The 23984-nt window shown below is 66.6% G+C and carries 24 protein-coding genes; 17 read left to right on the top strand and 7 right to left on the bottom strand.

Translation table 11 applies throughout. From position 1 onward, the window contains the following. Positions 1–150 precede the first annotated feature (150 nt). Positions 151–1044, top strand: coding sequence for a heme o synthase (locus tag ACNUDN_RS12895; RefSeq protein ID WP_419125141.1), 894 nt, complete (start codon positions 151–153; stop codon positions 1042–1044). Next, the gene (locus ACNUDN_RS12900) at positions 1044–1991 is read left to right on the top strand and encodes a DUF1254 domain-containing protein (RefSeq protein WP_419122308.1); all 948 of its coding nucleotides are present in this window, start codon (positions 1044–1046) and stop codon (positions 1989–1991) included. The genes ACNUDN_RS12895 and ACNUDN_RS12900 overlap by 1 nt, the downstream gene beginning before the upstream one ends. On the opposite strand, the gene ACNUDN_RS12905 is transcribed toward ACNUDN_RS12900, so the two are convergent. Continuing rightward, positions 1988–2962 carry a quinone oxidoreductase family protein gene (locus ACNUDN_RS12905; RefSeq protein ID WP_419125142.1) on the bottom strand — a complete coding sequence of 325 codons (975 nt, stop codon included), beginning with the start codon at positions 2960–2962 and terminating at the stop codon, positions 1988–1990. The genes ACNUDN_RS12900 and ACNUDN_RS12905 overlap by 4 nt on opposite strands. Positions 2963–3000: 38 nt before the next feature. Between ACNUDN_RS12905 and ACNUDN_RS12910 the strand changes: the two genes are divergently transcribed. Then, on the top strand, positions 3001–3939 hold the full coding sequence (locus ACNUDN_RS12910) for an ATP-grasp domain-containing protein (RefSeq protein WP_419122309.1): 939 nt from the start codon (positions 3001–3003) through the stop codon (positions 3937–3939). Here ACNUDN_RS12910 and ACNUDN_RS12915 read toward each other — a convergent pair. Beyond that, on the bottom strand, positions 3889–4809 hold the full coding sequence (locus ACNUDN_RS12915; protein ID WP_419125143.1) for a COX15/CtaA family protein: 921 nt from the start codon (positions 4807–4809) through the stop codon (positions 3889–3891). The genes ACNUDN_RS12910 and ACNUDN_RS12915 overlap by 51 nt on opposite strands. Positions 4810–4869: 60 nt before the next feature. Beyond that, positions 4870–5448 (bottom strand): TetR/AcrR family transcriptional regulator, encoded by a 579-nt coding sequence (locus tag ACNUDN_RS12920; RefSeq protein ID WP_419122310.1) that lies wholly within the window; start codon positions 5446–5448, stop codon positions 4870–4872. 174 nt (positions 5449–5622) lie between these two features. Here ACNUDN_RS12920 and ACNUDN_RS12925 point away from each other — a divergent pair, with 174 nt between their 5' ends. Further along, positions 5623–6315: a hypothetical protein gene (locus ACNUDN_RS12925; RefSeq protein ID WP_419122311.1), complete on the top strand. Its 693-nt coding sequence runs from the start codon at positions 5623–5625 to the stop codon at positions 6313–6315. Here the strand turns inward: ACNUDN_RS12925 and ACNUDN_RS12930 are convergent. From ACNUDN_RS12930 to mptB, 3 genes are read right to left on the bottom strand one after another with little or no spacing between them, the layout of a single operon-like run. Beyond that, positions 6229–7008: an ABC transporter permease gene (locus ACNUDN_RS12930; RefSeq protein ID WP_419122312.1), complete on the bottom strand. Its 780-nt coding sequence runs from the start codon at positions 7006–7008 to the stop codon at positions 6229–6231. The genes ACNUDN_RS12925 and ACNUDN_RS12930 overlap by 87 nt on opposite strands. Continuing rightward, positions 7005–7937, bottom strand: coding sequence for an ABC transporter ATP-binding protein (locus ACNUDN_RS12935; RefSeq protein WP_419122313.1), 933 nt, complete (start codon positions 7935–7937; stop codon positions 7005–7007). The genes ACNUDN_RS12930 and ACNUDN_RS12935 overlap by 4 nt, the downstream gene beginning before the upstream one ends. Next, positions 7934–9622 (bottom strand): polyprenol phosphomannose-dependent alpha 1,6 mannosyltransferase MptB, encoded by a 1689-nt coding sequence (mptB, locus tag ACNUDN_RS12940; RefSeq protein ID WP_419122314.1) that lies wholly within the window; start codon positions 9620–9622, stop codon positions 7934–7936. The genes ACNUDN_RS12935 and mptB overlap by 4 nt, the downstream gene beginning before the upstream one ends. A 54-nt stretch (positions 9623–9676) precedes the next feature. Here mptB and ACNUDN_RS12945 point away from each other — a divergent pair, with 54 nt between their 5' ends. The 13 genes from ACNUDN_RS12945 (at position 9677) to ACNUDN_RS13005 (ending at position 23397) form a co-directional block, all read left to right on the top strand. After that, positions 9677–10453: a helix-turn-helix transcriptional regulator gene (locus tag ACNUDN_RS12945; RefSeq protein ID WP_419122315.1), complete on the top strand. Its 777-nt coding sequence runs from the start codon at positions 9677–9679 to the stop codon at positions 10451–10453. 66 nt (positions 10454–10519) lie between these two features. Beyond that, a complete protein-coding gene (gene sufB, locus ACNUDN_RS12950; protein WP_419122316.1) occupies positions 10520–11959 on the top strand; it encodes a Fe-S cluster assembly protein SufB in 1440 nt (479 codons plus the stop codon). A 67-nt stretch (positions 11960–12026) separates the two neighbouring features. Beyond that, positions 12027–13235: a Fe-S cluster assembly protein SufD gene (gene sufD, locus ACNUDN_RS12955; protein ID WP_419122317.1), complete on the top strand. Its 1209-nt coding sequence runs from the start codon at positions 12027–12029 to the stop codon at positions 13233–13235. A 20-nt stretch (positions 13236–13255) separates the two neighbouring features. Then, entirely contained in the window at positions 13256–14026 is a 771-nt protein-coding gene (gene sufC / locus ACNUDN_RS12960; protein ID WP_419122318.1) for a Fe-S cluster assembly ATPase SufC, read from the top strand. A gap of 2 nt (positions 14027–14028) precedes the next feature. After that, positions 14029–15279, top strand: coding sequence for a cysteine desulfurase (locus ACNUDN_RS12965; protein ID WP_419122319.1), 1251 nt, complete (start codon positions 14029–14031; stop codon positions 15277–15279). 3 nt (positions 15280–15282) lie between these two features. Continuing rightward, entirely contained in the window at positions 15283–15747 is a 465-nt protein-coding gene (sufU, locus tag ACNUDN_RS12970) for a Fe-S cluster assembly sulfur transfer protein SufU (protein ID WP_419122320.1), read from the top strand. Further along, positions 15744–16127 (top strand): metal-sulfur cluster assembly factor, encoded by a 384-nt coding sequence (locus ACNUDN_RS12975; protein ID WP_419122321.1) that lies wholly within the window; start codon positions 15744–15746, stop codon positions 16125–16127. Before sufU ends, ACNUDN_RS12975 begins: the two co-directional genes overlap by 4 nt. A gap of 707 nt (positions 16128–16834) precedes the next feature. Next, positions 16835–18565 carry a family 16 glycosylhydrolase gene (locus ACNUDN_RS12980; protein WP_498450154.1) on the top strand — a complete coding sequence of 577 codons (1731 nt, stop codon included), beginning with the start codon at positions 16835–16837 and terminating at the stop codon, positions 18563–18565. 103 nt (positions 18566–18668) lie between these two features. Continuing rightward, on the top strand, positions 18669–19028 hold the full coding sequence (gene trxA, locus ACNUDN_RS12985; RefSeq protein ID WP_419122323.1) for a thioredoxin: 360 nt from the start codon (positions 18669–18671) through the stop codon (positions 19026–19028). A gap of 15 nt (positions 19029–19043) precedes the next feature. Further along, positions 19044–19874 (top strand): enoyl-CoA hydratase, encoded by an 831-nt coding sequence (locus tag ACNUDN_RS12990; RefSeq protein WP_419122324.1) that lies wholly within the window; start codon positions 19044–19046, stop codon positions 19872–19874. 111 nt (positions 19875–19985) lie between these two features. After that, on the top strand, positions 19986–21614 hold the full coding sequence (locus ACNUDN_RS12995) for an ABC-F family ATP-binding cassette domain-containing protein (protein WP_419122325.1): 1629 nt from the start codon (positions 19986–19988) through the stop codon (positions 21612–21614). Between the two features lie 160 nt (positions 21615–21774). Further along, positions 21775–23091, top strand: coding sequence for a PE-PPE domain-containing protein (locus tag ACNUDN_RS13000; RefSeq protein ID WP_419122326.1), 1317 nt, complete (start codon positions 21775–21777; stop codon positions 23089–23091). 111 nt (positions 23092–23202) lie between these two features. Then, positions 23203–23397, top strand: coding sequence for a helix-turn-helix domain-containing protein (locus tag ACNUDN_RS13005; protein WP_419122327.1), 195 nt, complete (start codon positions 23203–23205; stop codon positions 23395–23397). A 1-nt stretch (position 23398) separates the two neighbouring features. On the opposite strand, the gene ACNUDN_RS13010 is transcribed toward ACNUDN_RS13005, so the two are convergent. Then, complete coding sequence (locus ACNUDN_RS13010; RefSeq protein WP_419122328.1) at positions 23399–23962, bottom strand: TetR/AcrR family transcriptional regulator; 564 nt, start codon at positions 23960–23962, stop codon at positions 23399–23401. Between the last annotated feature and the right edge of the window lie 22 nt (positions 23963–23984).

Consider the following 23984-nt stretch of genomic DNA (forward strand, 5'->3'; position numbering starts at 1 on the left):
GGGAAACGACCCTGCAATTTCGGGCACCGGCCGCCGCGGTCTACCATCCTCTGTAGTAGATGCCCTCCGGGGCTGCCGCGCTGTCGTTGAGGAGTTGGTTGCGTGAGGATTCGCGAAGGCCACCTCGTCGACGATTCCGCCAAGGGGCCGATCCGATTCCGTGACCGTCTGCTGGGCTACATCGGGCTGACCAAGCCCCGCGTGATCGAGCTGCTGCTGGTCACCACGATCCCGGCGATGCTGCTGGCCGACCGCGGCACCGTCGACCCGCTGCTGATCCTCAACACCCTCGTCGGCGGTCTGCTGGCCGCGGCGGGTGCCAACACCCTCAATTGTGTGGCCGACGCCGACATCGACAAGAAGATGAAGCGCACCGAGCGCCGGGCACTGGCCCGAGCCACCGTGCCCCGCAGCCATGCGCTGATCTTCGGATTGACGCTGTCGGTGGCCTCGTTCTTCTGGCTGTGGTCGACCACGAACATGCTGTCGGCCCATCTGGCCGGTGCCACCATCGCGTTCTACGTGCTGGTCTACACGCTGCTGCTGAAGCGCCGCACCTCGCAGAACGTGGTGTGGGGCGGGGCGGCCGGCTGCATGCCGGTGATGATCGGATGGTCGGCGGTCACCGGCACCATCCAGTGGCCGGCGTTGGTGATGTTCGCGATCATCTTCTTCTGGACTCCGCCGCACACCTGGGCGTTGGCCATGAAGTACAAAGAGGACTATCAGGCGGCCGGGGTTCCGATGCTGCCCGCAGTGGCCACCGAGCAGCAGGTCACCAAACAGATCCTGATCTACACGTGGCTCACCGTAGCCGCCACCCTGGGCTTGGCGCTGGCGACCGGCTGGCTCTACGCTGCGGTGGCCATCGTCGCGGGCACCTGGTTCTTGGCCATGGCGCACCAGCTCTACGCAGGCGTACGCCGTGGTGAACCGGTCAAACCGCTGCGGCTTTTCCTGCAGTCCAACAACTATCTGGCCGTCGTGTTCTGTGCGCTGGCTGTGGACTCGGCGCTGGCCCTGCCGACACTGCTGCACCTCTGATGACGCAGCGCGTCTCACCGGACAACTTCATCCGCGCCGAGACAGACATGTACTTCGGCAACGTGATCGCCGGCGCGGGACTCGGCGCCTTCAAGCACTTCCGTGACTTCGGATCGCTCGACGATCAACTCGTGGTCCGCCAGAATCGCGACACCCTCTACTCGGCGGGGGTCTTCGATCTCGACGCCGGCCCGGTGGTCGTCACGCTCCCCGACGCCGGCGACCGGTTCCGCTCCCTGCAGGTCATCACCCAGGACCACTACGTGCCCACCGTGATCTACACGTCGGGCGCTCACACGTTCAACAGGGCCGGCATCGGGACCCGTTATGTGATGCTGGTGCTGCGGATCCTCGTCGATCCCAACAATTCCGGTGACCTGGCCGCCGTGCACGCGCTGCAGGACAACGTCGCCGTCGAGCAGGCCTCACCGGGGACGTTCGAGGTACCCGACTGGGATCCGGTCGCTCAGAAGACCGTGCGCGACGCGCTGGTCACGCTGTTCGCGACGCTACCCGACACCAAGCGCATGTTCGGGCGGGCCGATGAGGTCGACCCGATCCGGCGGCTGATCGGCTCTGCCGCAGCCTGGGGTGGCAACCCGGAGCGAGACGCGCTGTATCTCACGGTGGACCCGGACGCCAACGACGGCCAGACCGTGCACCGGCTCACCATCACGGACGTTCCGGTCGACGGCTTCTGGTCGGTGACCGTCTACAACGCCGAAGGCTACTTCACCCCGAACGCGATGCACGCATACTCGGTGAACAACATCACCGCGGTCAAAGACCCCGACGGTGCGGTGACGATCCAGTTCGGGGGTGCCGCGGCCGGCGCACCCAACCACCTTCCCGTCACCCCCGGCTGGAACTATCTGGTGCGGCTGTACCGCCCGCGGGCGGAGGTCCTCGACGGTTCGTGGACCTTTCCGGCTGCAACGCCCCTCTAGGGCATCAGCACCACCGAACCGACCGTCTTTCGGCCCTGCAGGTCGCGGTGCGCCTGCTCGGCCTCACGCAGCCCGTACTGGTGGCTCACTGTGACGTCGATCGTTCCCTCGGCGATCGCGGTAAGCAGTTCCCCTGCGCGCCAAGAGAATTCGTCCGGCGTCCGGGTGTAGTGCGCCAGGTTCGGGCGGGTCAGAAAGACCGAGCCCGCCGCGTTGAGGCGTTGCGGGTCGACCGGGGGAACAGGCCCGCTGGCGGCACCGAAAAGCGCCAGCGTGCCGCGGACCGCGAGGCTGGCCAGGCTGGCCTCGAATGTCGATGCGCCGACTCCGTCGTAGACCGCTGCCACCCCGTCGCCGTCGGTGAGCCCGCGGATGCGGTCACCGAAATCTTTCGGGTCTTCCGGGTAGTCGAGGACCTCGACCGCGCCGGCGCGCCGCGACAGTTCGGCCTTGTCCGGTGTCGACACCGTCGTGATGACCGAGGCCGCCAGGCTGGTGGCCCATTGGGTCAGGATCAGCCCGACGCCGCCCGCACCCGCATGCACCAGCACGGCATCGCCCTGCTGCACCGGATAGGTCGACTTGATCAGATAGTGCGCGGTCATGCCTTTCAACAGCGCCGAGGCGGCCACCTCCGGCGCCACGCCGTCGGGCACATAGGCGACGAAATCTGCTGGCGCGAGCGTGTATTCGGCGTATGCGCCCAGCGCTTTGTCGGTGACCACGCGATCGCCGACCTTGAGTGCCGCGACGTCCTCGCCGAGCGCCTCGATGGTGCCGCACACCTCGCTGCCGACGGTGAACGGCACCTCCCGCGGGTACAGACCGGACCGAAAGTAGGTGTCGATGAAGTTCACCCCGATCGCCTCGGCCTTGATCAGCACCTGGCCGGGGCCCGGAGCGGGCTGCGGTTTCTCGACGAAGGACAGGACTTCTGGTCCGCCGGTCTCGGCGACTTCGATGGCGTACATATCGACCATCATGCCCCCTGGGTAAACTTCGGCCTGCCATGAAACAGGCCCGTCCCGACATCTTCCATCCGCGTATCGTGCTGGCCGGCTGCGCCGCGTTGCCCGAAGGCGACGGCGACGATTCCGGGCTGGTCGCGGCGTTGCGGGGACGCGGTCTGCATGCCCGGTGGTTGCCATGGGACGATCCGGCCACGCTGGACGCCGACCTGGTGATCCTGCGAGCGACCTGGGATTACATCGACCGGCTCGACGAATTCCTGGACTGGACGCGGCGGGTCGCCCATCTGCTCAATCCGCCTCAGGTGGTGGCCTGGAATGTCGACAAGCGCTACCTGAGCGACCTCGCCGCGGCCGGGGTTCCCACGGTGCCCAGCGCCTTCTACCCGCCGGGGGAGCGCGCGCTGATCCCATCCGGCGAGATCGTGGTCAAGCCGTCCGTAGGTGCGGGATCGGTTGGCGCCCTGCGCTTCTGCGATGCGAGACAAGCGCAGGCGCATGTCGCGGCTTTGCACGCGGCTGGGCGCACCGCGCTGGTGCAGCCCTACGACGGACGGGTCAGCGCCGGGGAGACCGCGTTGGTGTTCCTGGCCGGCGAGCAGTCCCACGCGTTCACCAAAGGGCCGATGCTGCCGGCGCCGGGGCAGGTGCCGGTCTTCGATGAGTCCGGTACCTACGCCGAGGAGTCACTGCGCCCTGCGGAGCCGGACTTCGAGTTGTGGGACCTCGGCCACGCGGCGTTGGCCGCCGCGGCCGGCAGCCTCGGACTGCGCACCGCCGAGTTGCTCTACGCGCGGGTCGACATCATCGGAGATTCCCAGGACCCTCGGCTGATCGAGCTCGAACTGGTCGAGCCCTCGTTGGGCTGGCGACAGCTGGGTGTGGACGACCGCAGGCGGGGTGAGCGCCGCTTCGCTCTGGGCGTCGAGTCAGCGCTGGAGCGGTTCGGGCTCGGCCCGTTCGCGCATCGACGCCCATAGCGCCGATGTGGCGGCGGTACATGCCGCGGCTCCCGCGACGTGTATCGCCACCAAAACCTCGGGTACGCCGGTGAAATACTGCACCGCGCCCAGCGTCCCCTGCGCGATGACGAGAACCACCAGCACCGCGAGTCGCTTCAGTACGTCGTTGGCCGTCCGGACCGCCAGCAACCCGAACCCGAGACCCACCAACAGGGCCAGGTAGGCAACCAGCAGCGACGAGTGCATGTGCACCAGCGTGGTGATCTCGATCTGCAGCCGGGGCACCGGCCGGTCCGGGCTCTTGTCCCCGGCGTGCGGGCCTGCGCCGGTCACCATGGTCCCGGTGACCAACACCGCGGCGAGCGTCACAGCGGACAAGACCGTCAGTTGGCGCAACGGTGTGGGCGCCCGCTGGGTGACCACCCCGCCGTCGGGCTGACCGATCTTGACGAAGAGCAGCACCGCCAGCCAGACCATGGCCATCGAGACCAACAGATGGATCGCCACCGTCCACCACAGCAGGCCGGTCAGCACGGTGATGCCGCCGATGACGGCCTGGGCCACCGTGGACGCGGGCATCAGCCACGCGTAGACCAGCACTTCGCGCCGCCGTCGAGCGCGGGTGACGGCGATGACCGCGGCGGCCGCGGTCAGGACGACGAGGAACGTCAAGAGGCGGTTGCCGAACTCGACCGCCTGGTGGATCCCGGCGACCTCGGGGTGGGGGACCGGGGTGAAGCTGCCGGGGAAGCACTGCGGCCAGGTGGGGCACCCGAGACCGGACGCGGTAACCCGCACGATGGCCCCGGTCACGGCGATGCCGCCCTGGGTGAGGATGACGGCTGCGGCGATGATGCGCTGGACCCGCAGGCTGGGCTCGGGCAGCACATCGACGAGCCGCAGAAAAAGTCGACCGACGGGCACGCTCCGATGGTAGAGCCTCGGTAACTACGTTTCGTAGTAGGGGCGTGTCACCGGCGTGATCACCTCGTCGACGAGTTGGATCACCAGCTCGTCGGTGATCGCGTCACCGCTGACCAGTAGTCGATGCCACAACACACTCGGGCCGAGCTCGCGAACCAGCTCGACCGGGACGTCGGGTCTGACCTCACCGCGCCGAACCCCGCGAGCGAGGATCGCGTTCATCTCCCGCTTGCGCAGGCCGAGCACCTCTGTGCGGAATGTCGTCGCCAGCTCCGGATCGGTGGTCACCGCCACGATCACCGACTGCATCAGGGTGGCGTTCTCGCCGGTGAACAGCCGAACCCACCCACGCAGCACCGCCAGCATGTCGTCGCGGAAGCTGCCGGTGTCCGGGCTGGGGATGGCCGAGGTCGCGGTACCCAGCAAGGTGTCCCGCAGTAGTGCGCGCCGGTCCGGCCAGCGCCGGTAGAGGACAGGCTTACTGGTCTGGGCCGCCGCCGCGACGGCCTCCATGGTCACCCCGTCCGGTCCCTGGTCGCCGAGGAGCCTCAGTACGGCTGCCCTGATGGCAGCTTCCAGCTCTGCCCCTCGTCGTCTGCTCACCGCTGCGCACTCCTGTCTGTTCACCGCCGAACGTGCGGTAGTTGGCGGATTTCACCGCCTGATCGTCACCGCATCGCTCACTCGATGCGATGCCCGCAAAAGACACGGTTGCGTATCTTAACCGGCCCCGGTAGCGTGACGATAAGAAACGATACCGTATCTTGGAGGTTGGGGATGACGCTTCCCGTGCTGTATCCACTGCGCGCCGTCGATACCGCGAGCGTGGGTTTCCAGACGTGTCCACGCGGCCGTCGGCGCATCACGATCGACCACCAGCCGCTGGCCGGCGTCACACCGGCGATGCTGCTGGACTGGTTCCGCCATCTCGGCGGGACGATCGAGTACGGCGGTCGGGTGGTCGATCGCTATCACGCCTGGCACCCCATCGATCACATCCGTTGGGAACTGGCCCGCCCCGCACCGTCGGGTGGGGCCGCCGAGGGAGCGCGGTTCCACATGGTCGAGGCGTTCGGTGCCAAGCCCGAGTACACGGTCGACGAGGTGGCCCGGGTGGAGAAGCTGGACGACACCGGCATCCGCCTGGTGTTGCGGTTGGCCGGCGTGCCGATCTTTCAGCTCGAACACACCTGGTCAGCGGGTTCCGACGGTGCTCACTATGTGACCGTGATGGATCTCGGCGTGCGGGCCCCGCTGCTGGCCCCGATCAACAGGGTGCTGCAGCGTCGGTTTCCCGACCACAAGGCGCGGGCGTGGGTCAAGCACAACATCGAGGAGGTCGGGCAGCTGCAGTATCTGCTGCCGGGCCTGGGCGAGCAGGGGTCAGGTGAATCTGAACCAGCGCAGTGCGCACAGCGCCCCGACCACGCCCCACGCGGCAAGCACCGCGAGTCCCAGCCAGTCCACTGACAGCGTCATCGCCTGGGACAGCGACTCGGTCAGCGCACCCGATGGCGTCAGGCGGGCGACCCACCGCAGAGCGGACGGGACCAGGCCACCCTCCAGGGTGAGCGCGCCGAGGCCGGCGAAGACAAACCAGAGCAGATTGGCGACGGCAAGCACGATCTCGGCGCGCAGTGTGCCGCCGAGGAGCAACCCCAGCGCGGCGAACACCGCGGTGCCGAGCGCGATGATCACCGCGCCGAGCAGGAGTCCGGCTGGGGCGGGCCGCCATCCCAGTGCGAATCCGATCGCGCCGAACAGCACCGACTGCACGAACACCACTGTGACCACAGCCAGGGACTTCCCGGCGATGATGCCCCAGACCGGTAGCGCGGTGGCCCCGAGTCGTTTCAGCGCGCCGTAGCGGCGATCGAATGCGACCGCGATCGCCTGCCCGGTGAACGCGGTGGATATCACCGCCAGCGCCATGATGGCCGGGACGAACGTCGCGGCGCGGTTGGGTCCGAACGTGCCCAGGGGCAGCAAGGTCAATCCCACCAGCAGGGTGATCGGAATGAACATCGTGAGAAGCAACTGCTCACCGTTGCGCAGCAGCAGGCGTAGCTCGAGGCCGAATTGCGCGGTCAGCATCTTCGGGATGGCGGCCGGACGGGGATCCGGCGTGAAGGTGCCAGGGGTGAAACGATTGACGGAGGTCATTTCCGCAGCTCCCGGCCGGTCAGTTCGAGGAACACGTCTTCGAGACTGCGTTGCTCGACCCGCATATCGGTGGCAAGCACGTCCAGCCGGGCGCACCACGCAGTGACAGTGGCCAGCACCTGAGGATCGATGTGTCCCTCGACCAGGTACTCGCCCGGTGCGTTCTCCACTGCGCCGTAGCCCTCGGGCAACGCGGCGATCAGTAACGACAGATCCAGCATCCGCGGCGCGCGGAACCGCAATTGATTCTCGGCGCCGCTGCGCATCAGCTCGGCCGGGGTGCCGGTGGCCACCGCCGAACCGTGGTCGATGATCAGGATCCGGTCGGCGAGCTCTTCGGCCTCGGCGAGTTGGTGGGTGGTCAGGACGACGGTGACGCCGTCGCGGCGCAGTGCGTCGATCAGTTCCCACACCACGATCCGCGCATGCGCGTCCATTCCCGCGGTGGGCTCGTCGAGGAAGACCAGTTCGGGACGTCCCACGACGGCGCAGGCGAGGGCGAGGCGTTGTTGCTGACCGCCGGAAAGCCGTCGGTAGGTGGTTCGCGCCGAGTCGGTCAGCCCGAGCGTGTCCAGCAGCCACTGCGGATCCAACGGGTCGGCCGCGTAGGAGGCCACCAGGGCGAGCATCTCCCCGGCCCGCGCTGCCGGATACGCTCCGCCGCCTTGGAGCATGACCCCGGTCCGCGCGCGCACCTCGGCGTTGTCGGCGACCGGGTCCAGACCGAGGATCCTGATGGACCCGGAGTCGGGCTTGATGAAGCCCTCGCACATCTCGACGGTCGTGGTCTTGCCGGCACCGTTGGGGCCCAGCAGTGCGAACACTTCGGCGGCCTGGACGTCGAGGTCGAGCGAGGACACCGCCGTCGTCGGTCCGTACCGCTTGCTGACATCACGCAGCTGCACCGGAGGGGGAGGCGCGGACGTCACGGAGACTCAGCGTAGGCGTCGGGTCTGGAGTGCGGTGGCGGTGGTGGCGGCGAAGGTTCCTGCGTCCCCTTTTCCGGCCGCAGACGCCACGGCAATCTGCGGTAGGTCAGCGCCATCAGAATCAGCAGGATCAGCGTGCTCGCCACCGTTGCCAACGCGATCTGGAACAGCGCGAACCGGTCGCCGTTGGCGGTCGGTCCGAAGATGCCCACCACCAGGGTGACGCCGATCGCCGCGGCGCGGAATCGCGGGCGGGTGGCCCAGGCGGCCAGCGGGATGATCGCCCACAACACGTACCAGGGCTGTACGACCGGGAACAGCAACAAAGTGGCGCCCAGCGCGACGCCGAGTCCGCCCACCGGATGTAGACGCCCCCGCAGAACGGCGTAGAGCAGCCACAACACGATCACTCCGATCAATGTCACACCGATCGCGCGGGTCAGGGCGAGCACCGCGGTGGTGTGATCACCCAGCCCGAGCAGGATGCCGACCTGACCGGTGCCGAGCGCGAGCAGCGTCGGCGGGGACATCCAGCTGCGCACCACGTTGGCGGTACCCAGGGTGAAGAGCCAGCCGAAACCGAGACCGCTGGCCCAGCCGATCAGCGCCATCACCGCCACCGACACCGCTCCCAGGGACGCGGTGGCGATCAGGAACGCCTTGACGGTGCCCCCCCACCGGCAGGCCAGGGCCATCGCCACGAACCCCAACGCCAACAGCGACGGGAGCTTCACCTGCGAGGACAAAGTGATCAACACGGCACCGGCGACGAGCATGACCAGCGGATACCAGCGTGTCCACTGCTCTCGCCCGCGCGGCCACGCCAACGGACGCGGTATCAGCGGTGCCGCCGCGTCGACACCACGCAGTGCGAACTCGGTGCCTGCCAGCATCAGCCCCAGCATCAAGGCCTCGTTGTGGATTCCGGCCACCAGATGCATGAACAACAACGGGTTCGCCGGACCGAGCCAGAGCGCGCTGACTTCGGCGACGCCGCACCGACGGGCCAGCCGCGGGGTGGCCCAGACGATCATCCCGACACCCAGCAGCACGACAAGGCGGTGGAAGAGCACCGCCTCGACAATGTTCTCGCCGGTCAACCGCGAGATCCCCCGCCCGATCCACAGGAACAGCGGGCCGTAGGGGGCGGGGGTCTCCCGCCACATGCTCGGCACCGAGAGCGTGAACACGTGATCGAGTCCGAGGCCGGGGGCGGGACCGACCTCGTAAGGGTCGTTGCCCTGCAAAGAGATCTCGCTCTGCGCGAGATAGGAGTACACGTCCTTGCTGTACATCGGCGGCGCGATCAGCAGGGGCAAGGCCCACAGCAGCAGCGTCCGGTCGAGTTGGCTGCGGGTCATCTTCCGCGGTCCCAGAGTGAAGCGGCCGAGCATCAGCCACGCCAGCGCCATCATCACCGCGCCCGTGGTGGTCATCGTCAGCGAGACTGTCTGGATACGGGACGGGAGGTTGAGCAGACGGACTCCGAAGGTCGGGTCCTGCACGACCGGCCGCGCTCCGGCACCCAACGCGCCGATGGCCATCAGCACCGTGCCGGTGGCTCCGAACAACCGGGTCCGCTGCATCGCGACGACCTCGGCGGCGGTCAGGGGGCTGCCCACGGTGCGCTCATCGCCGTGCCAGCCGGCGATCGACGAGCTGAGGGAGTGCTGGCGGGCTGCCACCAAGGCAGCGTAGCGGGCGTCTATTCCCGGTCCTCGGCGACGATCGCTGTGACAATGCCGACGTCCTCGATAAGGGTGCCCTTGCTAGACCCGGTCCGGCAATTGCGTCACACTGGTGTTGTGAAAATCCGTCCGCACAGCTCGGCGACGTCGGCAACGACGTCGCCGAATGCTGCCGACGGTCACACCAGGGGCGCGATCATCAAACTGCTGCTCGAATGCGGCCCCATCACCGCGAGTCGAATCGGTGAACGTCTCGGCCTGTCGGCCGCGGGCGTGCGTCGACATCTGGACGCGCTGATCGAAGCCGGTGAGGCTCAGGCCAATGCCGCCGCAGCGTGGCAACAGGCGGGCAGGGGCCGGCCGGCCAAGCGCTATCAGCTGACCGCGGCCGGTCGCGCCAAGCTCGAGCACACGTATGACGACCTCGCCTCGGCGGCAATGCGTCAGCTGCGGGAGATCGGTGGTGACGACGCGGTACGGACGTTTGCCCGCCGCCGCATCGACGCGATCCTGGCTGATGTCGACCCGGTCCCCGACGCCGCCACCGACGACCAGGTGGAAGCTGCGGCAGACCGGATCGCCGCAGCGCTGAGTGACGCCGGTTATGCCACCACCACCACGCGGGTGGGCGGTCCACTGCACGGTGTGCAGATCTGCCAGCACCACTGCCCGGTCTCCCACGTGGCCGAGCAATTCCCCGAACTGTGCCAGGCCGAGCAGCAGGCGATGGCCGAGGTGCTGGGGACCCACGTGCAACGGCTGGCGACCATCGTCAACGGAGACTGCGCCTGTACCACCCACGTTCCGCTCATGCCGGCCGAACGCTGACCGACGCGAGACCCTTCGGCTCGCAGCCCGCGCCGAAGCCACCACACGAGCAAAAGGAGTGTGTCCATGACACTCACACCGGAGGCCAAGCCGGAGACGCTGACCCAGGAGGAGACCATCGCCTCCCTGGGCAAGTACGGCTACGGCTGGGCTGACTCCGATATCGCCGGAGCCAGCGCGCAGCGAGGGTTGTCCGAGGCCGTGGTGCGCGACATTTCGGCCAAGAAGAGCGAACCCGAGTGGATGCTCGACATCCGACTCAAGGCATTGCGCACCTTCGACAAGAAGCCGATGCCCAACTGGGGCTCCGACCTCGACGGCATCGACTTCGACAACATCAAGTACTTCGTGCGCTCCAGTGAGAAGCAGGCGGCCACATGGGACGACCTGCCCGCCGACATCAAGAACACCTACGACAAGCTCGGCATCCCGGAAGCCGAGAAGCAACGGCTGGTCTCAGGGGTAGCGGCGCAGTATGAATCCGAGGTGGTCTACCACTCGATCCGCGAGGATCTCGAGGCTCAGGGCGTCATCTTCCTCGACACCGACACCGCTCTCAAAGAGCACCCGGAGATCTTCAAGCAGTACTTCGGCACCGTGATCCCGGCCGGGGACAACAAGTTCTCCGCGCTCAACACTGCGGTCTGGTCCGGCGGTTCGTTCATTTACGTGCCGAAGGGTGTGCATGTCGACATCCCGCTGCAGGCCTACTTCCGGATCAACACCGAGAACATGGGGCAGTTCGAGCGGACGCTGATCATCGTCGACGAGGACGCCTACGTGCACTACGTCGAGGGCTGCACCGCCCCGATCTACAAGTCCGACTCGCTGCACAGCGCCGTGGTCGAGATCATCGTCAAGCCGGGTGGACGGTGCCGTTACACCACCATCCAGAACTGGTCGAACAACGTGTTCAACCTGGTCACCAAGCGGGCCCGTGCCGAGGCCGGTGCGACCATGGAGTGGGTCGACGGCAACATCGGCTCCAAGGTGACGATGAAGTACCCCGCGGTGTGGATGACCGGTGAGCACGCCAAGGGCGAGGTGCTCTCGGTGGCGTTCGCCGGTGAGGGCCAGCACCAGGACACCGGTGCCAAGATGCTGCACCTGGCACCCAACACGTCGAGCAACATCGTCTCGAAATCGGTGGCGCGCGGCGGCGGCCGCGCGTCCTACCGCGGCCTGGTCCAGGTCAACAAGGGCGCGCACGGTTCGAAGTCGAGTGTGAAATGCGATGCGCTGCTGGTCGATACGATCAGCCGCTCCGACACGTACCCGTACGTCGACATCCGTGAGGACGACGTCACGATGGGCCACGAGGCGACGGTGTCGAAGGTCAGCGAGGACCAGATGTTCTATCTGATGAGCCGCGGGCTGACCGAAGACGAGGCGATGGCGATGGTCGTGCGCGGCTTCGTCGAGCCGATCGCCAAGGAGCTCCCGATGGAGTACGCGCTGGAGCTCAACCGGCTGATCGAGCTGCAGATGGAAGGGGCGGTCGGTTGATGCGCCCCGGGCGAGCGCAGCGACGGGAAATCGGCACCGGGCGAGCGCAGCGACGGGAAATCGGCAAGTGACACAGAATCTGACGACTGCGGCCGAGGGTACGGCCAAGGCGGGTTCGGTACTCAACCTGAACAAGGGTGAACTGTTCGCCTCGTTCGACGTGAACGCGTTCGAGGTGCCCGGGGGCCGCGACGAGATGTGGCGCTTCACGCCGCTCAAGCGGCTACGTGGTCTGCACGACGGCTCGGCCGGGACCGACGGCAAGGCGACCGGTACCGCTGAGATTTCCGTGACGGGGCGTCCGGGCGTGTCGGTCGAGACGGCCGGGCGTGGTGACGACCGCCTCGGCCGGGGTGGAGTGCCCTCTGATCGGGTTGCCGCCCAGGCGTTCTCGTCGTTCGACTCGGCGACGATCGTCACCGTTGCACGCGACACCGAAGTCGACGACCCGATCGAGATCGCGATCAGCGGTCCCGGTGCCGGCGCGGTCGCATACGGCCACCTACAGATTCGGGTGGAGGAGCTGTCCCGTGCGACGTTCGTCGTCGACCTGCGCGGTAGCGGTACCTACGCCGACAACGTCGAGATCATCGTCGGTGACTCCGCGGCTGTCGGGGTCATCTGGATTGCCGACTGGGCTGATGACATGGTGCATCTGAGTGCCCATCACGCGCGCTTGGGTAAGGACGCGGTGCTCACCCACGTCAACGTCACCCTCGGCGGTGACGTGGTCCGCACCACCGCTGCGGTGCGCTATGACGGTCCCGGCGGCAACGCCCAGCTGCTCGGCACGTACTTCGCCGACGCCGGTCAGCACCTGGAGGCGCGTCTACTCGTCGACCACTCACAGCCCAACTGCAAGTCCGACGTGTTGTACAAGGGCGCGTTGCAAGGCGACCCCGAGTCCAGGAAACCCGACGCCCACACGGTCTGGATCGGCGATGTGTTGATCCGTGCCGAGGCCACCGGGACCGACACCTTCGAGGTCAACCGTAACCTGGTGCTCGCCGACGGTGCTCGCGCCGATTCGGTACCGAACCTGGAGATCGAGACCGGTGAGATCATCGGGGCCGGACACGCCAGCGCCACAGGACGTTTCGACGACGAGCAGTTGTTCTACCTGCGGGCGCGCGGGATCCCTGAGGATCAGGCTCGCCGACTGGTGGTGCGCGGCTTCTTCAACGAGATCATCGCCAAGATCGCCGTGCCCGCCGTACGCGAGCGCCTGACCGAAGCCATCGAACGAGAACTAGCGATCACCGCTGGGCTGAACTGACTACCGGAGAAACACCTGACATGACCACACTGGAAATCAAAGACCTGCACGTCTCGGTCAATACCCCCGACGGCGAAGAGATCCCGATCCTCAAGGGTGTCAACCTGACCGTGAGGTCGGGGGAGACGCACGCTGTCATGGGCCCCAACGGCTCGGGCAAGTCGACACTGTCCTACGCGATCGCCGGCCATCCCAAGTACACCGTCACCTCAGGGTCGATCACCCTCGACGGCGAGGACGTGCTGGAGATGAGCATCGACGAACGCGCTCGGGCCGGCCTGTTCCTGGCCATGCAGTACCCCGTCGAGGTGCCCGGGGTCTCGATGTCGAACTTCCTTCGCACCGCCGCGACCGCGGTGCGCGGTGAGGCGCCCAAATTGCGGCACTGGGTCAAGGAAGTCAAAGCCGCGATGGGCGATCTCGACATCGATGCGGCATTCGGTGAGCGCAGCGTCAACGAGGGCTTCTCCGGGGGCGAGAAGAAGCGGCACGAGATCCTGCAGCTGGGTCTGCTCAAGCCGAAGATCGCGATCCTCGACGAGACCGACTCCGGCCTGGACGTCGACGCGTTGCGGGTCGTCAGCGAAGGTGTGAACCGTTACAAGGACGCCGAGAACGGTGGGGTGCTGCTCATCACGCACTACACCAGGATCCTGCGGTACATCAAGCCGCAGTTCGTGCACGTCTTCGTCGCCGGCCGCATCATCGAGTCGGGTGGGCCTGAGCTGGCCGACGAACTCGAAGAGAACGGTTACGAGCGCTTCACCCAGGCTGCTGCCGCGGGGGCGTGACGGTGACGGCCGCGAAGACGCTCGACCTGACCGCGATTCGGGCGGATTTTCCGATCCTGAGTCGGGTCATGCGCGGCGGAAACCGATTGGCCTATCTGGACTCCGGAGCCACGTCGCAGAAGCCGCTGGCGGTGCTCGACGCAGAGCGCAACTTTTTGCTGCATTCCAACGGCGCGGTGCACCGTGGTGCGCATCAGCTCATGGAGGAGTCCACTGACGCCTACGAACAAGGGCGTGAGGACATCGCGTCGTTCGTCGGTGCCGACACCGACGAGCTGGTGTTCACCAAGAATGCCACCGAGGCCATCAACCTGGTGGCTTATGCGCTGGGTGACAAGCGGTTCGAGAACGCGGTCGGCCCCGGTGACGTCATCGTCACCACCGAACTGGAGCATCACGCCAACCTGGTGCCGTGGCAGGAGTTGGCGTTGCGCACCGGTGCGACGCTGAAGTGGTTCGGTGTCACCGACGAGGGTCGCATCGACCTGGACTCTGTCGAGCTCGACGAGACGGTGAAAGTCGTCGCTTTCAGCCATCATTCGAACGTGACGGGAGCGGTCGCTCCCGTCGCCGAGTTGGTGGCGCGCGCGCATGCCGTCGGCGCGCTGGTGGTGTTGGATGCCTGCCAGTCGGTTCCGCATCAGCCCGTCGACTTCCATTCGGTGGACGTCGATTTCGCGGCGTTCTCCGGGCACAAGATGCTCGGTCCCACCGGCATCGGTGTGCTGTACGGGCGGCGGGAACTACTCGACACGATGCCGCCGTTTCTGACAGGCGGATCGATGATCGAAACCGTCACCATGGAGGCGACCACCTACGCACCGGCGCCGCAGCGATTCGAGGCCGGTACGCCGATGACCTCCCAGGTGGTCGGGCTGGCCGCTGCCGCGCGGTACCTGGATGCGCTGGGCATGCCTGCCGTGGAGGAGCACGAACGCGAGCTGGTGGCCGCAGCGTTGGCGGGCCTTTCGGAGATACCCGGCGTCCGGGTGATCGGTCCCGCAACGCTGGAGGGCCGGGGCTCGCCGGTGTCGTTTGTGGTGGACGGCGTCCACGCACACGACGTCGGGCAGGTTCTCGACGACGACGGGGTGGCCGTCCGGGTGGGTCACCACTGCGCGTGGCCCTTGCATCGCCGCTTCGGCATCGCCGCGACCGCCAGGGCGTCGTTCGCCGTCTACAACACGAGCGAGGAAGTGGACCGCCTGGTTGCCGGTGTTCGGCGTGCCATCGAATTCTTCGGGCGGGGATGACGGTTGCGACTGGAGCAGATCTACCAGGAAGTGATCCTGGACCATTACAAGCACCCGCATCACCGTGGGTTGCGGGAACCGTTCGCTGCCGAAGTGCATCATGTCAATCCGACCTGCGGGGACGAGGTGACGCTGCGGGTGACCCTGTCCGAGGACGGTGAGACCGTCACCGACATCTCCTACGACGGTCAGGGTTGCTCGATCAGTCAGGCGTCCACGTCGGTGCTCACCGATCAGGTGATCGGACACTCGGTCGGAGATGCGCTCAAGACGGTGGCGGCATTCTCGGAGATGGTGTCGTCGCGCGGCAAGATCGATGGTGACGAGGAAGTGCTCGGCGACGGTATCGCTTTCGCCGGGGTAGCGAAGTACCCGGCCCGGGTGAAGTGCGCGCTGCTCGGGTGGACGGCGTTCAAGGCAGCGTTGGCGCAGGCTCACGGCGCCCAGAGTTCTGAGGAGATTTCATGAGTGACACGTCAGCTACGGATATCACCGAATCGAACAGCGAAGCGGCGCAACCGAACGACGAACTGCTCGCCGAGGTCGAGGAAGCGATGCGCGACGTGGTCGATCCCGAGCTCGGCATCAATGTCGTCGACCTGGGCCTTGTCTACGGGATCAGCCTGGAGGGGGGCGATGCGGGCTCGGTTGCGCTCATCGACATGACGCTGACCTCGGCCGCGTGTCCGCTCACCGACGTCATCGAAGACCAGTCGCGGTCGGCGCTGGTGGGTGCCGGCCTGGTCGACGAGATCAGGATCAACTGGGTGTGGAATCCACCGTGGGGTCCGGACAAGATCACCGACGACGGCCGCGAACAGTTGAGGGCGCTGGGCTTCACCGTCTGACCTGACATGGTCGGCGGGGCCGACCGGGCTGACATGGTCGGCGGGGCCGACCGGGCTGACATGGTCGGCGGGGCCGACCGGGCTGACATGGTCGGCGGGGCCGACCGGGCTGACATGGTCGTTGCCGGTTTGCGGTCTCCTGATGCGTTGTACGCCAATGCGATCGCATTCTTGCCCCTGCGCGGACGAGCAATCATCTGACCCACTGTGCGGATGGCCGTTCATGAGCGAAAACGCCTCTGGTGTTTCGGTTTTGCGCTGATGCGCTCCGCAACCAGAGGGTCTGGCAAATTGTTGTCGCTGTGCTGTCATGGCCCATTGCTGCCAATAATTGCCCATTCTTGGGCTTCGCTGACCGTGCTGTTCGATTCGCTGAGAAATCAATTCATTCGATATCAAGCGCACCCGATGAGCTTTCGCTAACATTTGCTCCGCACACCGCTTTCACTGGAAGGGGAGTCGCAGGAGGCAGTGTCTTTCTAGCTCAAAGCTCCACGTGAACCGCGTTTCCGTCGTGCATTCTGATGCCGCTCCTTAGCTCGTGATGGCGTGACCGGCTGCGCGGAGTTCTACTTTCGATTTCGTTTCTTGTTATCTGAACGGGAATGGATTTCGCGATGAACAAGGGTCGGCGTAAACACCCACGGAAACGCACTCGCAAACACTGGTTGGCCGGTGGGGTAATTGCCGCGGGGCTCGGTGCGGCGATGGTGACCGGAGCGGCACCGGCGTCGGGGAGTCCCGACGCAGCGTCCAACAGCTCCGTGTCGGCGGACACCACGTCATCAGGCTCGTCCGAAGACAAGACCTCCGCGCTGGGGCGCGGCGCGACGGCTTCACAACGCAATGAAACCGACGTCGAGCGCGCGGATGCGGGCGGCAGCAAAGGCCGAGACGACGGTGGGGGCACCGATGGGGGTCCGCGAGACCTCGACCAGGACGACGAGACCGATGTCGCGGCCGACGGCCAGGACGACGGGACCGATGTCGCGGCCGACGGCCACGACGACGGGACCGATGTCGCGGCCGACGGCCACGACGACGAGACCGATGCCGCGGCCGACGAAGGGGACACCACCGAGGACGCCACCGAGGACGCCGACGAAGACACCACCGAGGGAGCGCCCTTCGAGGAGTACGCCGGTGAGGAAGTCACCCTTGACGCAGGAATCGTTGAGGAAGTCACCATCGACGGTGACTTCCTCAACGACGCGGGTGAGCAGGTGATCGAGGAGGTCACTGACCAGAACACCGCCGAGAGCGACGGCGCAGGACCGGACGGATCGGGCGCCGCCGGATCGGGGATCGACACCCCGGTCGCAGACACCCGGGACGGCGGTGACGCTGCGCCGGTGACCGCGGCGCCGCCGCAGGCGGCCGAACCGGTGACCACCGCGGTCACGCTGCGGACGACCACAGCCGCCGAGACCGACCCGGTACTGCTCGCGGCCGCGTTGAGCACCAAGGTGACCTGGGGGTCGATGATCGTCGACTGGCTCTACTCGATCGGCATCCGGAGCAAGAAGATGGGCACCGACTGGCTCGACGTACCGGTCTCGAAGGCCGCCGAAGCCCGCTGGCTGGTCAAGCGGAGTTTCATCTACCGCAATGTGGTGATCCCGCAACCCGGCGATCCGCAACCCGGTGATCCGCAACCCGGGAACCCGTCCAGTCCCACACTGCTGTGGGAGAGCAACTTCTCCAGTATGGAAGAGGCGCTGCGGTATTGGGGGCTGCACACGGGGCGATGGGGTCAGTCCGCCGGCGAGAACCAGTACTACACCGACGGAGACAACGTCTACATCGACGCAGACGGCAACCTCGTCATCGAGGCACGCCGGGAACGGGCACCGGACGGTCTCGGCGCGCCCTACAACTACACCTCGGCGCGGGTGGTGACCATCGGCAAGCAGTCGATCGGGGTGGGTACGCGCGTGGTGGCCCGTATCCAGATGCCGGTCACCAAGGGAGTATTGCCGGCGTTCTGGTCGGTGGGACTGGAGCCCGGGCACGAATACGACTGGCCGCGCCAAGGGGAGATCGACATCGTCGAGGTACCGGGAATGGGTACGCCGGCGTCACGCCGAATCTGGACCGGAAACATCCACGGCCCGTCGGAGGACGACAACTCGGTCGATGTGAAGCTGCACGGCGTCGACGCCGATCTCGGGGTCGACCTGTCACAGGGTTTCCACGACTACGGCATGGACTGGTACTCCGATCGCATCATCTGGCATGTCGACGGTGTCGAGGTGGGACGCGTCACCCAGGCCGAATATGAGGCGCTCGGCGGGGACTGGACGCCGTTTTCGGGCGCCTGGGATCACTACCTGATCCTCAATGTCGCCGTCGGCAACCCGTGGACCGGTGACCCCAATCCTGCCGAGCCGTTCAACGCCCAGATGAAGGTCGACTGGGTGAAGGCCTACTCTCTGTGACAACCCCATCGGTGCGGTAGGAGCAGCGCAGGTCGGGAACAGCACAGTTGTCACAGCACAGTTGTCCAGGAACATCGCAGTCGACAGGAACGTTGAGGTACACGTGGCTACCCGAGACATCACCGCACAAGAGTTCAACGACACCATCAACGACAACGACATCGTCCTCGTCGATTTCTGGGCGTCCTGGTGCGGGCCGTGTAAGGCCTTCGCCCCCACGTTCGCGGCGTCGTCGGAGAAGCACCCCGACGTCGTCTACGCGAAGGTGGACACCGAAGCCGAACAGCAGCTCGCCGCGGCGGCCGACATCCGCTCCATCCCCACCTTGATGGCGTTCAAGAAGGGCAAGCTGGTGTTCAACCAGGCCGGTGCGTTGCCACCCGCCGCTCTCGAGGACCTGATCCAGCAGGTCAAGGACTTCGACATCGATGCCGCCATCGCTGCGCAGGACGGTCAGGGCTGATCCGCGCACGCTAGTGTGCAAGCCGTGACCGACGCCCACGGCTACGTCCTGGTGGAACATCCGCGGCCTCACGTCGCCCTGGTGACGCTGAACCGTCCGGACCGGATGAACTCGATGGCGTTCGACGTCATGGTGCCGCTGAAGGCCGTTCTCGACGAGATCACCCATGACAACGAGGTGCGCGCGGTCGTGCTCACGGGCGCGGGTAGCGGATTCTCCTCCGGTGCCGATCACAAGTCCGCGGGGTCGGTGCCGCACGTAGCCGGACTCACCCGGCCATCCTTCGGTCTTCGGTCGATGAAGGTGCTCGACGAGGTCATCCTGGCTCTTCGCAAGTTGCATCAGCCCGTCATCGCGGCCGTCAACGGGGCGGCCATCGGCGGGGGTCTCTGTCTGGCCCTGGCCGCCGACATCCGCGTCGCATCCACCGCGGCCTACTTCCGCGCCGCGGGCATCAACAACGGCCTGACAGCCAGCGAACTCGGCTTGAGCTACCTGTTGCCGCGGGCCATCGGATCGTCGCGGGCTTTCGAGATCATGCTCACCGGACGTGACGTCGACGCCGAGGAAGCCGAACGGATCGGGCTGGTGTCGCGCCGGGTCGCCGCCGAGGATCTGCTGGGCACCTGTTACGACATGGCCGAGCGCATCGCCGCGTTCTCCAGACCGGGTGTGGAGCTGACCAAGCGCACCCTGTGGAGCGGGCTGGACGCGGGGTCGCTGGAGACGCACATGCAGACCGAGGGGCTCGGCCAGCTTTACATCCGGCTGCTGACCGGCAACTTCGAAGAGGCGGTGGCGGCCCGAAAGGAGCAACGGCAGCCTCGGTTCACCGACGACAAGTGAGCCCTGCCGCGTCACCGATTGGCCTCTTGCCGTCATCAGCCATTAGCCTTTGATCAGCCAGACCCCACGGCATGGGTACCGTCATGCCTTTTTCTCACCAGGAGTAGCAGCGTGATCACCGCCACGGACCTCGAGGTCCGCGCAGGAGCGCGCACGCTGCTCTCGATCGAGGGGGCGGCCCTGCGAGTGCAGCCCGGTGACCGCATCGGGCTGGTCGGTCGTAACGGTGCGGGTAAGACGACCACCTTGCGCATCCTGGCCGGGGAGGGCGAGCCCTATGCCGGGTCGGTCACCCGCACCGGCGAAATCGGTTATCTGCCACAGGATCCCAAAGAAGGCGACCTTGACATGCTGGCCCGCGACCGGGTGCTGTCGGCTCGTGGTCTCGACACCCTGCTCTCCGACCTTGAGAAACAGCAGGCGTTGATGGCCGAGGTCGCCGACGATGCCGCGCGGGACAAGGCGGTGCGTCGCTACGGGCAGCTGGAGGAGCGGTTCGCGGCGCTGGGCGGCTATGCCGCCGAGAGCGAGGCCGGCCGAATCTGTGCCAGTCTGGGCCTGCCCGATCGCGTCCTGACCCAGCCGTTGCGCACACTGTCGGGTGGTCAGCGGCGACGGGTGGAACTGGCGCGCATCCTGTTCGCCGCCTCGGATACGGGTTCGGGCTCTGCGACCACGCTGTTGCTCGACGAACCCACCAACCACCTCGACGCCGATTCGATCGGTTGGCTTCGCGGCTTCCTGCAGAACCACAGCGGCGGACTGGTCGTCATCAGCCACGACGTGGAACTGCTCGCCGATGTGGTGAACCGCGTGTGGTTCCTCGACGCGGTCCGTGGCGAGGCCGACGTCTACAACATGGGCTGGCAGAAGTATCTCGACGCCCGCGCCACCGATGAGCAGCGCCGCCGCCGGGAACGCGCGAACGCCGAGAAGAAGGCGTCCGCGCTCCGCGCCCAGGCCGCCAAGATGGGTGCCAAGGCCACCAAAGCCGTTGCCGCGCAGAACATGTTGAAGCGTGCCGAGCGGATGATGGCCGCCCTCGACGAAGAGCGGGTGGCCGACAAGGTGGCGCGCATCAAGTTCCCGACTCCTGCGCCATGCGGCAAGACCCCACTGATCGCCAAAGGCCTGACCAAGACCTACGGGTCGCTGGAGATCTTCACCGGCCTCGACCTGGCGATCGACCGCGGATCGCGGGTCGTGGTGCTCGGCCTCAACGGCGCCGGCAAGACCACGTTGCTGCGTCTGCTCGCCGGAGTCGAGACCCCGGACGCGGGTGGTCTGGAACCTGGGCACGGTCTGAAGATCGGGTACTTCGCCCAGGAGCACGACACCCTCGACAACATGTCCACGGTGTGGGAGAACATCCGCTCGGCCGCTCCCGACACCGGTGAGCAGGATCTGCGGGGTCTGCTCGGGGCATTCATGTTCACCGGCCCACAACTCGACCAGCCGGCAGGCACGCTGTCCGGTGGTGAGAAGACGCGGCTGGCGCTGGCGGGTCTGGTCGCCTCGACGGCGAACGTGCTGCTACTCGACGAGCCCACCAACAACCTCGACCCGGCGTCGCGCGAACAGGTGCTCGACGCGCTGCGCAGCTATGCGGGTGCGGTGGTGCTGGTGACCCACGACCCGGGTGCCGCCGAGGCGCTCGATCCGCAGCGGGTGGTGTTGCTGCCAGACGGCACCGAGGATTTCTGGTCCGACGAGTACCGCGATCTGATCGAACTGGCCTGACACCGGCGTTTTCCGGCGACACGCGCGGATCGCCGGAAAGTCCCTGACGTGAAAGTTCTTGACGTCTACGTAATGTTTGCTAGATTCGTAGCTGTCGAGAAGCACATCGGGGGATCTTCTTGATTTGACGGTCCCTCGCCGTCCCGGGGGGGATTCTGAGTTGAAGCGCGTATTCGCTAGTTCTGCATCATTCGTCGCAGCCGTCACCGGGTGTCTGGCCACGGCCACGGTGGCCGTCGCCGCGAGCACCCCGGTTCTGACAGTGGCGGGCAACACCAACGTGGTGCGGACACCGATGGACCAGAAGCTTCAGGGCGCCCTCTGCCGGCCCCCGAGCTACAGCTGCCAGCCGGTCAAGTACCGCTCCAGTGGACTGGGGTCCATTCCCCTCGAGGAGGGCACCGAGCTGTTACAGGCGGCGCTGGCCAACCAGCCGGGGCCGGTCGTGGTGCTGGCCTACTCGCAGGGCGGCATGATCGCCACCACCTGGCTCAACCGCTACGGCAACCAGGTTGACCGGCGCGACGAGATCATCCTGGTCCTGCTCGGCAGTCCCCAGCACGGTCTCGGCGGCTACGGGCCGATGAACGGTTCCAAGAAGCGGCCGGCGACGCCGACCGACACCGGCTACACCGTCATCGAAGTGACCCGGGAATACGACATGGAATCCGACTTCCCGCTGCGTAAGGGCAACTGGCTGGCGTTGTCCAACGCCTTCTCCGGGTTCTTCCGCGTCCACACCGATTACGCCAGTGTCGATCTGCTGGACCCCGACAACCTGGTCAAGCAGATCGGCGGCACCACCTACGTGCTGATACCGACCGCACATCTGCCGATGCTGGAGCCGCTGCGGCGCCTCGGTCTGGTCACCCTGGCGGACTCGTTGGAGACGCGTTGGCGGCCCATCGTCGATTCCGCCTACGACCGTTCGGGGTACGTCACCCTTGCCGAGGCTTGGCGCGACGGTATGGCGCTGCCGGACATCCTGTCCGCAGCCGCCCTTCCTCAGGCGGCGTCGACCGACCTGGTGAGTCGGGCGGTGACCACGGTGACGGTTCCGCTGGACTCCACGGCGGCCGAGACGGCCCGGGCGCTGGAATCTGCGGGTCAGCGTGGATGGTCGCACGAACTCGGTTCCACCGCAGCGGGTTATGAAGCGCCGGCCGGCGACGAGCCGGGCCCTGCCCTGGATGCGGACGCCGGTCCCGAGGCGGACGAGCAGGCCGTGGCGGGAGATGGCGATCTCGGTGAGTATCCGGAGAATTCGCAGGGAGGTGCCCTCGATGACGGCGCCCTCGACGACGGTGCCCTCGACGACGGTGCCCTCGTGGGCGGCTTTGTCAACGACGGCGGGGACGACGAATCCACCGACAAAAGTCCCGTCGGCGTTGGATTCGGCAGTGTTGGATCCGGCGGCGCGGCGGACGGTGCCGGCGCAGTGAGTTCCTCCCCGGACCGCGATCCGGATTCCGAATAGGCACGACCGATGTCGAGGCGGCGACCCGAATTCACCGGGTCGCCGTGTCAACCGGCTCACCGCGGGGTATGTGAAGCGCTACATCCGTGCAAGAGCGGGGAGGCATCGAAGGTGAAGAACAACGGCAAATCACGCGACCAGCTGATGACCGAGCTGCGCAGCGCATATGAACGTGGGGCCAGCATTCGGACGCTGGTGGCCAGCACCGGACACTCGTACGGGTCGATTCACACCATGCTGCGTGAATCGGGCGCGACGATGCGCAGCCGGGGCGGGCCCAACCACCGCGGCCGCAGAGCCGGTTAGCTCAGCGCTGACGCACCGAGTCCTCCACGACATCGAGTACCGCGCCGAGTCTCTCGGGGTCATCCCCGGAAGCCAGGCGCGCCACCAGACCGTCGAGCACCAACTCCAGATACGTGCGCAGAACCTCGCCCGGAACGTCGTCGCGCAGTCGTCCGGCCTGTTTCTGGCGCCGTAGCCGTTCGGTGGTGGCGGCGGACAGCTCGGCAGAGCGTTCCGCCCAACCTCGGCTGAACGCAGGGTCGTTACGCAGCTTGCGCGCGATCTCCAATCGGGTGGCCAGCCAGTCGAACTGCTCGGGTGCGGCGAGCATGTCGCGCATCACCTGGATCAGACCCTCACGCGCCGCAACCTCTGCCATCCGTTCCGCATCCTCACGCGCCAGTTCGAAGAACAGCGTGTCCTTGTCGCGGAAGTGGTGGAAGATCGCGCCGCGCGAGAGCCCGATCGTCTGCTCCAGCCGGCGCACCGTGGCCCGGTCGTAGCCGTACTCGGCGAAACACCGCCGGGCGCCGTCGAGAATCTGGCGGCGACGAGCCGCCAGATGATCGTCGGTCACCCGAGGCACAGGCCGAGCCTCCCGCCGGTCA

The organism is Mycobacterium sp. smrl_JER01 (genome assembly GCF_048513595.2).
In the GTDB taxonomy this organism is placed as follows: Bacteria; Actinomycetota; Actinomycetes; order Mycobacteriales; family Mycobacteriaceae; genus Mycobacterium.

Excerpts from the sequence above, each read along its gene's own strand:
- sufB (WP_419122316.1), top strand. The coding sequence starts at position 10,520 with ATGACACTCACACCGGAGGCCAAGCCGGAGACGCTGACCCAGGAGGAG.
- ACNUDN_RS12930 (WP_419122312.1), bottom strand. The coding sequence starts at position 7,008 with ATGACCTCCGTCAATCGTTTCACCCCTGGCACCTTCACGCCGGATCCC.
- sufC (WP_419122318.1), top strand. The coding sequence starts at position 13,256 with ATGACCACACTGGAAATCAAAGACCTGCACGTCTCGGTCAATACCCCC.
- ACNUDN_RS12910 (WP_419122309.1), top strand. The coding sequence starts at position 3,001 with ATGAAACAGGCCCGTCCCGACATCTTCCATCCGCGTATCGTGCTGGCC.
- ACNUDN_RS12925 (WP_419122311.1), top strand. The coding sequence starts at position 5,623 with ATGACGCTTCCCGTGCTGTATCCACTGCGCGCCGTCGATACCGCGAGC.
- ACNUDN_RS12900 (WP_419122308.1), top strand. The coding sequence starts at position 1,044 with ATGACGCAGCGCGTCTCACCGGACAACTTCATCCGCGCCGAGACAGAC.
- ACNUDN_RS12905 (WP_419125142.1), bottom strand. The coding sequence starts at position 2,962 with ATGTACGCCATCGAAGTCGCCGAGACCGGCGGACCAGAAGTCCTGTCC.
- ACNUDN_RS12980 (WP_498450154.1), top strand. The coding sequence starts at position 16,835 with ATGGTGACCGGAGCGGCACCGGCGTCGGGGAGTCCCGACGCAGCGTCC.
- ACNUDN_RS12975 (WP_419122321.1), top strand. The coding sequence starts at position 15,744 with ATGAGTGACACGTCAGCTACGGATATCACCGAATCGAACAGCGAAGCG.
- ACNUDN_RS12945 (WP_419122315.1), top strand. The coding sequence starts at position 9,677 with ATGCCGACGTCCTCGATAAGGGTGCCCTTGCTAGACCCGGTCCGGCAA.